This is a genomic window from Ruminococcus bicirculans (ex Wegman et al. 2014) (assembly GCF_000723465.1).
Lineage (GTDB): Bacteria > Bacillota > Clostridia > Oscillospirales > Ruminococcaceae > Hominimerdicola > Hominimerdicola aceti.
This window is the reverse complement of record NZ_HF545617.1, coordinates 138,301-150,803: the sequence shown is the minus strand read 5'-3', so window position 1 is coordinate 150,803 and position 12,503 is coordinate 138,301. Positions and strand designations below refer to the sequence as shown.

13 protein-coding genes are annotated in these 12,503 nt (G+C 43.5%); 12 read left to right on the top strand and 1 reads right to left on the bottom strand.

Going from position 1 to position 12,503, the window contains the following annotated elements; all coding sequences use genetic code 11:
- Positions 1 to 290: 290 nt before the first annotated feature.
- The 7 genes from rpmE (at position 291) to RBI_RS11170 (ending at position 6,523) form a co-directional block, all read left to right on the top strand.
- Entirely contained in the window at positions 291 to 491 is a 201-nt protein-coding gene (gene rpmE / locus RBI_RS11200) for a 50S ribosomal protein L31 (protein ID WP_022288282.1), read from the top strand.
- 56 nt (positions 492 to 547) lie between these two features.
- Positions 548 to 1,168: a YigZ family protein gene (locus tag RBI_RS11195; RefSeq protein ID WP_041337241.1), complete on the top strand. Its 621-nt coding sequence runs from the start codon at positions 548 to 550 to the stop codon at positions 1,166 to 1,168.
- 119 nt (positions 1,169 to 1,287) lie between these two features.
- The gene (locus RBI_RS11190; RefSeq protein WP_041337239.1) at positions 1,288 to 2,283 is read left to right on the top strand and encodes a deoxyguanosinetriphosphate triphosphohydrolase; all 996 of its coding nucleotides are present in this window, start codon (positions 1,288 to 1,290) and stop codon (positions 2,281 to 2,283) included.
- 23 nt (positions 2,284 to 2,306) lie between these two features.
- Positions 2,307 to 4,070, top strand: coding sequence for a DNA primase (gene dnaG, locus RBI_RS11185; RefSeq protein WP_041337237.1), 1,764 nt, complete (start codon positions 2,307 to 2,309; stop codon positions 4,068 to 4,070).
- Positions 4,071 to 4,112: 42 nt separating this feature from the next.
- Positions 4,113 to 5,213, top strand: a complete 1,101-nt coding sequence (gene rpoD, locus RBI_RS11180) for an RNA polymerase sigma factor RpoD (protein WP_022288278.1) — start codon at positions 4,113 to 4,115, stop codon at positions 5,211 to 5,213.
- A gap of 16 nt (positions 5,214 to 5,229) precedes the next feature.
- Complete coding sequence (locus RBI_RS11175; protein WP_041337236.1) at positions 5,230 to 5,688, top strand: RrF2 family transcriptional regulator; 459 nt, start codon at positions 5,230 to 5,232, stop codon at positions 5,686 to 5,688.
- Positions 5,660 to 6,523, top strand: a complete 864-nt coding sequence (locus tag RBI_RS11170) for a glycoside hydrolase family 25 protein (RefSeq protein WP_041337235.1) — start codon at positions 5,660 to 5,662, stop codon at positions 6,521 to 6,523. Before RBI_RS11175 ends, RBI_RS11170 begins: the two co-directional genes overlap by 29 nt.
- 113 nt (positions 6,524 to 6,636) lie before the next feature.
- On the opposite strand, the gene RBI_RS11165 is transcribed toward RBI_RS11170, so the two are convergent.
- Positions 6,637 to 6,885: an AbrB/MazE/SpoVT family DNA-binding domain-containing protein gene (locus tag RBI_RS11165; RefSeq protein WP_022288275.1), complete on the bottom strand. Its 249-nt coding sequence runs from the start codon at positions 6,883 to 6,885 to the stop codon at positions 6,637 to 6,639.
- A gap of 254 nt (positions 6,886 to 7,139) precedes the next feature.
- On the opposite strand from RBI_RS11165, the gene RBI_RS11160 reads away from it, so the two are divergent.
- The 5 genes from RBI_RS11160 (at position 7,140) to RBI_RS11140 (ending at position 12,445) form a co-directional block, all read left to right on the top strand.
- Positions 7,140 to 7,664 carry a nucleoside recognition domain-containing protein gene (locus RBI_RS11160; protein ID WP_051706864.1) on the top strand — a complete coding sequence of 175 codons (525 nt, stop codon included), beginning with the start codon at positions 7,140 to 7,142 and terminating at the stop codon, positions 7,662 to 7,664.
- A complete protein-coding gene (locus RBI_RS11155; RefSeq protein ID WP_041337233.1) occupies positions 7,651 to 8,169 on the top strand; it encodes a spore maturation protein in 519 nt (172 codons plus the stop codon). The genes RBI_RS11160 and RBI_RS11155 overlap by 14 nt, the downstream gene beginning before the upstream one ends.
- 67 nt (positions 8,170 to 8,236) lie before the next feature.
- Complete coding sequence (hcp, locus tag RBI_RS11150) at positions 8,237 to 9,799, top strand: hydroxylamine reductase (protein WP_041337231.1); 1,563 nt, start codon at positions 8,237 to 8,239, stop codon at positions 9,797 to 9,799.
- Positions 9,800 to 10,084: 285 nt separating this feature from the next.
- Positions 10,085 to 11,554 (top strand): DUF2130 domain-containing protein, encoded by a 1,470-nt coding sequence (locus tag RBI_RS11145; RefSeq protein ID WP_022288271.1) that lies wholly within the window; start codon positions 10,085 to 10,087, stop codon positions 11,552 to 11,554.
- Positions 11,555 to 11,584: 30 nt separating this feature from the next.
- The gene (locus RBI_RS11140) at positions 11,585 to 12,445 is read left to right on the top strand and encodes a YitT family protein (RefSeq protein ID WP_041337230.1); all 861 of its coding nucleotides are present in this window, start codon (positions 11,585 to 11,587) and stop codon (positions 12,443 to 12,445) included.
- Positions 12,446 to 12,503: the final 58 nt, after the last annotated feature.

The window sequence follows — 12,503 nt, the reverse complement described above, 5'->3', positions numbered from 1 at the left end:
ACAGAGAAAGAAAAAGAATGTAAACACTAAGATCAAACTCTTAGCTCGTTTCATCCTCTCCAAAATTTTTACACAAGCAAAGGGCAGCCGATGGGTTGCCTTTTTGTTTTGTCGAAACGAGCAGGATAAATGTAAAAAAAGTGTTAAGTGCTTGACAAGTGACGTATATAATGGTATAATAATAAAGCTGATTTATTCAGCATATTGATAAATACTACATAGAACTACTGTCTAAACTGAAATGATGGGCTTCTATGAGTCATAATTTTAGTTTGGAAGGAGGAAGTCAAATGAGAGAAGGAATTCACCCAAAGTATGAGGAAACAACAATTACTTGCGCTTGCGGTAATGTTATCCATACTCGTTCTACAAAGAAGGATATCAAGGTTGAAATTTGTTCTAAGTGCCACCCATTCTACACAGGCAAGCAGAAGCTCGTAGATACAGGCGGACGTGTTGACAGATTCAAGAAGAGATTTAATCTTGACTAATTTTCAAAGGGAACGGATAATTCCGTTCCCTTTTTTCTTTTATATGAGGAAACCAAATGGGATATACAACAATCTATGAGGAAGCTCAGGCGAGCTTTACGGAGAAAAAGTCCGAATTTATCGGGCATATCGCACCTGTCAGCACCGCTGATGAGGCTGTCGCATTTATAAACAGGATAAAAGCCGAAAACCGCAAGGCTAGGCACAACGTCTATGCCTATGTGTTGAGAGAGGGTAACGTTTCACGATACAGCGACGACGGCGAGCCACAGGGTACAGGCGGAGTGCCTGTGCTTGATGTAATAAACAAATCTGGGCTTACAGACGTTTGTGTGGTGGTGACACGATATTTTGGTGGAATACTTTTGGGGGCAAGCGGTCTTACAAGAGCCTATTCTCAGGGTTGTTCAATGGCGGTGAACGCTGCAAGAAAAATGAAAATGTGTGAGTGTTCAAGAATATCCTTTTCCTGCGACTATACACTTTATGGCAAAGTCAGCTATGCGCTGCCTGAATATGGCGTGATTATGGAAAAAGAGGACTTTGCCGATTCTGTAGATCTTGCGTTTCTTGTGAAGTCTGAATTTTCAGACAAGCTGAAAAAACAGCTTACGGATATATCCTGCGGCAAGCTTGAATTGTCAGAAGAAACAAATCTTCTCGCCGATTTTGCATGAAATCTGTACGACTATACAAAAATATTCAGCCTTTATGTAAAAATAAAGGCTTTTTTGAACTATTATAGTATATATTATGTAGAGTTAGTATGTTTTATATACTGTAAGGGGGAATTTTTGTGCTGCCGAGAGAACAAACCGAGTTGTTTGAAAAACAATTTCTGAACGAAAACGCCTGCTTGTCTGTGGATTCAAAAGGGCGTAAAGAACCTTGCGAACCTTGTCCGCTGAGGACGTGTTTCCAGCGTGACCGTGACAGGATACTTCACTGCAACTCTTTCAGACGGCTGAAGCATAAAACTCAAGTCTATCTGTCCCCTGCAGGCGACCATTATAGAACACGACTTACTCATACCCTTGAGGTAAGTCAGATCGCACGGACTATCTCACGGGCTTTGCGGCTCAACGAAGATCTCACCGAAGCTATCGCACTGGGTCATGACCTTGGTCATACGCCTTTTGGTCATGCAGGAGAAAGGGCTCTCAACGAGCTTAGCCCTGACGGCTTTCACCACTATGAGCAAAGCCTGCGTGTAGTGGATATTTTGGAAAAAGACGGCAAGGGTCTTGACCTCACAGAAGAAGTCCGTGACGGAATATTAAAGCACACTAACATGATAGCCGACACGAAAGAGGGCTATGTTGTGCGATTTGCAGACGTTATCGCCTATATAAATCACGATATCGACGATTCCGTTCGTGCAGGCATTATGACCGAGGAGGATATTCCGAAAAACATCACAAAGGTTCTTGGCGGATCCAAGTCTGAGAGGATAACCACTCTTGTGACCTCGCTTATCAAGGGCGGAGCCGAAAGCCTGCATATGGACGACGAAGTGAGTGACGCCTACACTGCACTGCATAGATTTATGTTTGACTTTGTGTACACAAATCCAAAGTGCAAATCAGAAGAAGTCAAGGCTAAAGACATGATAGCAAAGCTCTATGACTACTATGTTCATCATATCGAAAAGCTGCCTGCCTTTTATATGAATCTCGCCTATCAGTTCGGAATTGACCGTGCTATCTGTGATTACATATCAGGCATGACAGACGGCTTTGCCATTGAAACCTTTAAAAATCTGTTTATCCCATTGGGGTGGACAAAGTATTAGCGCATACCCAAGGAGGAAGAAATTTGCCGCTGCCTATAGATTTTATAGAAAGACTTAAAGCTGCCAACCCTATCGCAGAGGTCATGAGCAGCTACGTCACCCTCAAAAGAACAGGCAGAGATTATGTTTGCCTCTGCCCTTTTCACAACGAAAAAACCCCGTCCTGCCATATTCACCCTGACAAAGAGTATTTTCACTGCTTTGGCTGCGGAGCAGGCGGAGATGTTATCACTTTTACAATGAAGTACAATAATCTGGACTATTGGGAAGCTGTCAAGCTCCTTGCAGAACGTGGCGGAGTGCCGCTTCCGGAGGATAACGGCTATGACAGCAAGCGCACCGATACCAGAAAGCGCTTCTATGAAATGAATAAAACAGCCGCAAGGTTTTTCTATCATCAGCTAAAGACACCACAGGGCAAGGAATGTCTTGACTATCTTATAAACAAACGTAAGCTCAGTATTGAAATCATAAAGAAATATGGAATGGGCTTTGCTCCAAACAGTTGGTCTGCCTTGAAAAGCTATATGCTCTCTGAGGGCTTTACCGAGGAAGAATTGGAGCAAGGCTCGCTTATCTCACGTTCACAGAAGAATACCCGAAATACGTTCGATTTCTTCGTAAATCGTGCAATGTTCCCTTTTATCGACCTTGCAGGTCATATAGTGGGCTTTGGCGGAAGAGCGCTCACACCTGACGATAAGAGAAAATACCTTAACTCAAAAGATACCATTGTGTATTCAAAAAACAGATTTCTTTTCTCCATGAACTTCGCAAAAAACGCCGCAGTGAAAGATAAGACCATTCTTCTGTGCGAGGGTAACCTTGATGTTATTTCCCTTAATCAGGCAGGCTTTGAAAATGCCGTAGCTTCCTGCGGAACTGCGCTCACCCCTGAGCAGGCGAAGATAATATCCAACTATGCAGACAACGTTGTCATATGCTATGACGCAGATGGCGCAGGTCAGAAAGCCACAACGAGAGCAATAAAAATTCTAGGTGAAACTGGTCTTAAGACCACAGTTATAAAAATGAACGGTGCAAAAGACCCTGATGAGTACATAAACAAATTCGGAGCAGACCACTTTCGCCATTTGCTGAAAAAATCAGACGGCGCAATAGAGTTTGAGCTAGAAAAATGCAAAGACGGCATTGATATGGACACTGATATAGGCAGGATAGATTATCTCAAAAAAGCCTATAAAGTCCTTGCGGATATAAGCTCCCCTACTGAGCGTGAGATATACGCAAAAAAGGTGGCGGCTGAACAGAATGTGAGCATCACAACTGTCAATGCAGAACTTAATGCTATACTTAAAAACCGTCGCTATCAGTATAGCAAAAAGGAATGGACCCGCACTATAACCTTCGCTGACAAGCGTGACACCATAAACCCCGAAGCCAATGAACACAGACGAGAATCCGCCGCCGAAGCGGGTATCATATATTATCTCTACAATAATCATGACGCCTGCGGAGATGTTCTCAAAAGGCTTCCGCCCGACAAATTCGTTACCAGCTTCAATAGGCGTGTTTACGAAAGCCTGACGAGCAAGATAACCGATTTGCAGGATTGCTCTGTATCATCTTTTAATGGTGAATTTTCACCCGAGGAAGTGGGTAAGATAACGGAGATACTGGAAAAATACAGCGAACTGGGCATTGACGCCAAGGTCGCTGAGGATTATATAAATGTGCTTTTAAACTACAAGCCGAAGGAGAAACAGGAGGATATATCCGACGATGACTTCTTCAAAAAGTTTGAAGAAATGCGCAAAAAGAATTAGCAAAGATCAACCGATGTAAAAATTGAGATTGGAGTGTTTGAAATGACAGACAAGAAACAGATACTTGATAACCTTATGGAACACGGCAAGACTACAGGCAAGCTCACTACAAAAGAGATAACTGACGCTCTTGAAAAGCTCGACTATGACGTCGAGCAAATGGACAGCTTCTATGATAGCTGTGCCGCAAATAATATTGAGATAATTGATGATATCATCACCGACGACAGCCTTGACATGGTAAACCCAGAAGACGATCTGGATCAGGACGGCGTTGATATTTCCCTTTCAACCGACGGGATCGCTATCGACGACCCGGTTAAGATCTACCTTAAGGAAATAGGCAGAGTGCCGCTTCTTACCTCCGAGGAGGAGATACAACTTGCAGAAAAGATGTCTAGCGGCAATGAAAAGGACGCTAAAAAAGCAAGAAAAAGACTTGCAGAAGCAAACCTCAGACTTGTTGTTTCTATCGCAAAGAAATATGTGGGCAGAGGAATGAGCTTCCTTGACCTTATCCAGGAAGGCAACATGGGTCTTATCAAAGCCGTTGAAAAATTCGACTATACAAAGGGCTTCAAATTCTCCACATATGCCACATGGTGGATAAGACAGGCTATAACAAGAGCAATCGCCGATCAGGCAAGAACTATCAGAATACCTGTACACATGGTAGAAACTATCACAAAGGTAAAGAAAGTATCCTCACAGCTTCTCCACAAGAACGGTCATGATCCGTCACCTGAGGAAATAGCAAAAGAGCTTGATATGAGCGTTGAAAGAGTAAGAGAGATAATGCGTATCGCTCAGGACCCTGTTTCTCTTGAAACACCTATCGGTGAGGAGGAGGACTCACATCTTGGCGACTTTATCCCTGATGATGACGCTCCGGCTCCGGCAGAAGCCGCTTCACTTGTGCTTCTTAAAGAGCAGATAAATCAGGTGCTTTCCACTCTTACAGAGAGAGAAGAGAAGGTGCTCAGACTGCGTTTCGGCCTTGAGGACGGACGTTCAAGAACTCTTGAAGAAGTAGGTCAGCAGTTCAACGTTACCCGTGAGAGAATACGTCAGATAGAGGCAAAGGCTCTCAGAAAGCTCCGTCACCCTAACAGGAGCAACAAGGTAAGAGATTATCTTGACTAAGTTTCGGAGGAAATAAATGTTTATAACACTTGAGGCGGATTACGCAGTAAGAATAGTATCCGTTCTATGCCGCGAAAGAGACAAAATGGACGCAAAGACCATTTCCAATGATGCCTGCGTTACACTTCGATTTGCGCTGAAGATACTGAGAAAGCTTGTTGCGGCTGATATAGTGAAGTCATATAAAGGCACGCAGGGAGGCTATATCATAAATAAAGACCCTGCACAGCTTACTTTGAAAGACGTTCTTGAAGCCATAGAGGGTACATATTATTTTTCAAGATGTCTTTCCCCAGACTGCACCTGCAACAGAGGTGCAGACGGTATCTGCTGTTATCAGAAAGCTTTTAACGAGATATCTGAAATGGTAAGGAACAAGCTTGACACATATACCTTTGCGGAGCTTATCGCAAATTCTGAGGAATTTAACCGAGAGGATACTGCTAATGAAACGCAGCAAGAAATTCAAGCTTGACAAGGAAGCAATAAACAAAATAGACAGCGAGTATGACGATCGTGACCTTTCAAACTACACAAATTACGAGGTCTACGAGGAAGAAAAGCCGCGTCACAGATTTCTGAAAAAGCTCGTAAAACGGCTGATAATACTGTGTGCAGTTGTGCTTGTGATAAACCTTGCGGTGCTTTTGTATACAGGCAGACTGTGGTTCAATGAGCCGAAAAAGCGTGACTATCCAATAAGAGGACCTGTTGTAACAGAGTCAATGGGCGAGATACGCTGGAAGAGTTTTGCTAAGCAGAATATCCAAACCGCCTATATTAGAGCCACCAAAGGCACTACCTTTGAGGACGGTGCGTTCCGTGACAACTGGAACGGCTCAAAGGACACTGATATATCAGTGGGAGCATATCATGTGCTTGAGCTTGATACTGACGGCACTAAGCAGGCAGAGCATTTCATAAATGCTGTGGGCGAGGATCTAAGCGGCAGGCTTATCCCTGCAGTGGAGGTAAGACTGAGAGGACTTTACAGACTTCTGCCCCCTGACTATTACGAAGCCGCAGATAACCTTGCAGACTTCTGCGACAGGATAGAAAAGCAATACGGCATAAGACCTGTCATATACTGCACAGAACGGACGTACAAAAACATCGTTGCTTCAGACAGCAGATTTAACAAGGACAAGATATGGTATGAGAGCCTGTTTTCAAAGCCTGACGAGGATATGGATTGGACGTTTTGGACTTATACCAACCGTGTAAAATTCTCATTCTATGAAAGCGGCGAATATCTACACATGACGGTATTTAATGGCAGCGAAGATGATTTCAAAAAGCTTATAATATAAAAAAAGCGTGTATGTCATTGGCATACACGCTTTTTCTATCACATAAAATAAAAACAGGACAAACACTTTCATGTCCGTCCTGTCTGTTTCATAATATTACTACAAATATGTAATTACTTAGCTTCACCCTTGAGCTCTGCCATACAAGCTGCACAAATTGTCTTGCCCTTGTATTCAACGCACTCTTCACCGCTTCCGCAGAAGATACAAGTTCTCTGGAACTTCTTCAGAATGATCTTGTCATCATCTGTATAGATCTCGATAGCGTCCTTAACAGCAAGGTCGTAGGTTCTTCTGAGCTCGATAGGAAGAACAATTCTTCCAAGCTCGTCAACTTTTCTTACAATTCCTGTAGATTTCATAAAATCAATCCCCTTTAAATTAATTTGAAACACAAAAATAGTATTTCATTTAACATAAATCTTATGATAAACATATTATAACAAACATAATTACATTTGTCAAGCGTTATCACCAAAATTTCACACTTATTGTCAAAGTTTTTTATATATTAACTTGATATGAATACTAGTTGAAAGGAGTGTTAATTATATTAAGCGTAATAATTGTGATATTGTCCCTATCCGCCTTGTTATGCGGTTTTCTTAAAGGCGACATGACAGCAGTATCAGCGGCTTCTCTTGAAGGCTGTAACAAAGCGGTGGAGCTTGTCATATACCTGAGTGGCTCGATGTGTCTTTGGGGCGGACTTATGAAGATATGTGAAAAGGCTGGCATAACAGCGGTCATTGCCCGTATGCTATCCCCTGTCACAAGGCTACTATTCAGAGATGCCGCACACTGCCCCGAGGTCATGAATGCTGTGACAATGAACCTGACCGCAAACCTTTTAGGATTAGGCAATGCCGCCACACCCTCAGGCATAGCCACAGTGAAAGCCATGCAGAAGCTTCCGCCCACGGCACGAAAGAAGTGCATTTCTATGCTTGTGGTGCTTAACACGGCTTCCATTCAGCTTATCCCCTCCACCATTGCGGCAATGCGCCTTGAACACGGTGCAGTATCCCCCTTTGACGTAACGCCTGCTATCATTTTCTCCTCCCTTATCTCCGTGACCGCAGGCTGTCTTATGGTCTATGCCCTCAACCTCAGAAAGGACGAACGCCATGAATTTCGGTGACATTTTCGTGCCTGCGCTTATGGTTTTTATACTTTGCTATGGGCTTGTGAAGAAGGTGGATATAGTGAATGTGTTCTGCGAGGGTGCGACTGAAAACCTCAAAATCGCCGTGGGGCTTATACCAATGCTAATTCTGCTTATGACAGCAGTTGGAATGTTCACATCATCAGGGGCGGCTGATATTATAGCAAAACTGCTCCGACCTGTGACCACTTTTCTAGGCTTTCCAGAAGAGTGCATACCCCTTGCCATAGTCAGACCCATTTCAGGGAGCGGCGCACTCGCCTGCCTTGAAACCATTCTTTCAAGCGTTTCCCCTGACAGCTACAGCGGACGTGTGGCAAGCGTTTTAATGGGGTCAACGGAAACGACATTCTACACCATAGCAGTATATTTTTCAGCCATAAAGCAAAAAGCTTACCCCTCGGTATTTGCTGCGGCGTGCCTTTCAGACCTTATGGGATTTGTGTTCTCTGCACTGGCTGTAAGGCTGTTTTTCTCATAAAACTCAGGAATAAATTTCACATATCGGTACATAATAGACCTATCACAAATATACGGAGGTCTTACCAGTGAAAGATATGTTTTGTTTCCAGTGTCAGCAGACAGCACACAACACAGGCTGTGACGGAAAAGTAGGCGTATGCGGCAAAAAAGCCGACACAGCAGTTTATCAAGACGAGCTTATCGGTGCACTTATCACCCTTGCAAACGCCGCAGAAAATGGCTCGTCAACTGAAAAAACAGATATGCTCATACTCAAAGGGCTTTTTACGACTATCACGAACGTGAACTTCAATAATGTCACCATAAAACAGCTCACAGAGGAGATACACATTGAGCGAAACCGCATCAACTCTCAGAAGTTTGATGACTACGACATGAAAAAACTGTGGAACGATCATGAGGATATCCGCTCGCTGAAATCACTTATCCTCTTCGGAATAAAGGGTATGGCGGCGTATGCTTATCACGCACAGGCACTTGGCAAAACTGACAGCGAGGTGACAAGCTTTTTCTACAAAGCTCTGCGTGCCATAGGCAGTGAGAACGACCCTGAAAAGCTGTTGGGGCTGGTGCTTGAAACAGGCAATGTGAACCTGAAATGTATGGCACTTCTCGATGCCGCAAACACTGACGCATACGGTGACCCTGTCCCTACAGAAGTTCCACTGACCATTGAAAAAGGGCCTTTTATCGTCGTGAGCGGTCATGACCTGCACGATATGAAACTTCTACTTGAGCAGACCAAAGATAAAGGAGTGAATATCTACACTCACAGTGAAATGCTCCCTGCCCATGGTTATCCAAAGCTCAAAGCCTATCCGCAGCTAAAGGGCAATTTCGGCACAGGCTGGCAAAATCAGCAGACGGAATTTCACAATATCCCTGCACCGATACTTTTCACAACAAACTGCATAATGCCTGTCCGTCAAAGCTACTGCGACAGAGTTTTCACCACCTCTATCGTGTCATATCCTGAGCTTGTGCACATTGGCGACGACAAGGATTTTACGCCTGTTATAGAAAAAGCCATTGAGTGCGGCGGCTATGACGAGGACAGAGAAATGACAGGTATGAACGGCGGTCACACAGTAACAACAGGCTTTGCACACAACGCAGTGCTGTCAAATGCCGAAAAGATAATAAGCCTTGTGAAAGAGGGCAGGATAAAGCACTTCTTCCTCATAGGCGGCTGTGACGGTGCGTCACCGAGCAGAAGTTACTATTCCGACTTCGCAAGGCTCACGCCGCCTGACAGTCTTATCCTCACTCTTGCCTGCGGAAAATATCGCATAAACGATATGGATCTCGGCACTATCGACGGCATACCAAGGATACTTGACTGCGGACAGTGTAATGACGCATACTCAGCCATAAAGATAGCCATTGCACTTGCCGAGGCGTTCGACTGCGGTGTGAACGATCTGCCGCTGACACTTGTGCTTTCATGGTATGAGCAAAAGGCAGTGTGCATACTTCTCACCCTGCTTTCATTGGGCATAAAGAACATCTACCTCGGACCGACCCTCCCTGCATTCGTTTCAAAGGGCGTGCTTGACGTTTTGGTCGATAAGTTCCAGCTTACTCCTATCAGCACACCAGAGGAAGATATAAAGAAAATACTCGGCTAAATTTTCGCAGGAGCGTGATTTTTTTACTTTTCTGCTGAGAGTGCTGAAAAACCGAGCAAGCGGGACGTCGAGGGCGCCGTCCCCTACAAATGACGTAACTATTTTATGTATGGGCGACCTTTGTGCCGCTCTCTAACTTTTGGCTTTTTAATAAATTGGCAGGAGCGTGATTTTTACGTTCCTGCTTTTTTGTCGTAAAAAAAAATCTTCTTCATTTCTTGTATAGGAGAATAAAATATGGTATAATCATATTAAAGAAAAAATAAGAAATCGGAGGTACATAAAATGTCTGAAATAAAATGTCCCCACTGCGGAGAGGTATTCAAAGTTGACGAGCAGGGCTATGCGGCTATCGTGGCACAGGTAAAAACTGCGGAGTTTGATAAAGAGCTTGACAAGCGTGTGGCTGATGAAAAAGACAAGGCTTTGAAGCTTGCTAAGCTTGATTTTGACAGCAAGTATACAAAGGCTGTCAATGATAAGGATATGGAGATACAAAAGCTGAAAGCGGCTGCGGCTAATGGCGAGAGTGAAAAGACGCTTGCAGTCACAAAGGCTCAGGAGAGCACAAGAGCCGAGTATGAAAAAACGCTTGAGCAGCTAAAAGAGCAGATAAGTCAAAACGAAAAGCTTATTGCACAGCTTACCGCTCAGACCAAATCTATGACCACAGAAAAAGAACTTGCCATATCAATGGCTGTGGAGAAAGCAAGATCGCAATTCAACAGCGAAAAGGACAAGCTCAGGCAGGAGATATCTCAGCGTGATATGCAGATACAGCAACTCAATTCTGAGCATACTCTGCAAATGCAAAAGTCAGAAAATGAATATAAAGCGGAGATAACACGTCTTGAAACAGATATCAAAAATAAGGATACTGAAAAGGCTTTGGAGCTTACCACTGCACTTTCAAAAGTGGAAAGTGAGAAAAATTCCACTATTGCAGAGCTTAATGCACAGATAAAAAGTAAGGACGAAGCTATCGCATACTACAAAGACCTAAAAAGCCGTCTGTCTACAAAAATGGTGGGCGAGAGCCTTGAACAGCACTGCATGAACGAGTTCAACAAGATAAGAGCTACCGCATTCAGAAACGCTTATTTTGACAAGGATAACGACGCAAGCTCAGGAAGCAAGGGCGACTTTATCTACCGTGAATGTGATGAAAACGGTGTGGAGATAATATCCATAATGTTTGAAATGAAAAACGAGCAGGATACCACCTCCACCAAGAAAAAGAACGAGCATTTCTTCAAAGAGCTTGACAAGGACAGACGTGAGAAAAAATGTGAATACGCTGTACTTGTTTCACTTCTGGAAAGCGACAGCGAGCTTTATAACGCAGGTATCACAGATGTTTCATATGCTTATGATAAAATGTATGTAGTCAGACCTCAGTGTTTTATACCAATAATCACCATACTGAGAAATGCCGCCATGAATACCCTTTCCTATAAGGAAGAGCTCGAAAAGGTGCGCAACGAGAATATCGACATCACAATGTTTGAGCAAAACATCAACACTTTCAAGGAGGGCTTTGCCCGAAACTATGAACTTGCAAGCAGACGTTTTGGCGAAGCTATCACAGAAATAGACAAGTCTATAGCACATCTCACAAAGATAAAAGAAAACCTTATTTCATCAGAAAACAATCTGCGCCTTGCAAACAAAAAGGCTGACGCTCTCACTATCAAGAGTCTTACCAAAAATAACCCTACCATGCAGAAAAAATTTGCCGAGCTTAAAGGAGAATAATTGCTGACATATGAAAGGAGTGGCAAAGCCATGAAAAAAGATATCAGAAAAGACATTTTCACAATTATCGCCGTGACTGTCGCCGCCTTTCTGATGGCGCTAAACACAAAGACCTTTGTAAACACAGGCGGTCTTTACCCAGGCGGAATGACAGGAATGTCCATACTCATACAGCGTGCAGTGAAACAGCTTGCAGGCATAATGCTTCCGTTCAGCATCATAAACATAACTCTGAACATAATCCCCGTGTATATCGGTTTCAGATTTATCGGCAAAAAGTTCACGGCTTTTTCCTGCGTGATGATACTGCTCAACAGCTTTTTCACCGACCTTATCCCCAATCACATAATCACCCAGGACGTGCTTCTCATAAGCATCTTCGGAGGAATGATAAACGGCGTTGCCATTAGCCTCTGCCTTAATCGTGGTGCAACATCAGGTGGAACGGACTTTATATCCATTTATCTTTCAGAGAAAAGCAATATGGACACATTCAATGTTATACTTGGCTTCAATGCGGTCATATTGTGCGTTGCAGGCTTTATGTTCGGCTGGGACAAAGCACTGTATTCTATCATCTTTCAATATGCTTCAACAACTGTTTTGCATATGCTCTACAAAAAATTCCAGCAAAGCACCTTGCTTATCGTAACAAACAAGCCCAAAGAGATAGCAGACGCTATTTATGCAGTGAGCCAGCATGGCGCGACCATACTTGACGGCGAGGGGTCTTATGAACACTGCGAAAGACAGATCGTCTATTCAGTAGTATCAGCGGCACAGACCAAAAAGATCATACACGCTGTAAAAGAAGCCGATCCGAAAGCCTTCATAAACGAAGTAAAAACACAAAAACTCTCAGGAAGATTTTATCTGCCAAAAGAGAGCTGATATAGAAGCGGACTGAAAAAAGGTCCGCTTTTTATTAAAAAAAATCTTGTTCATGTAG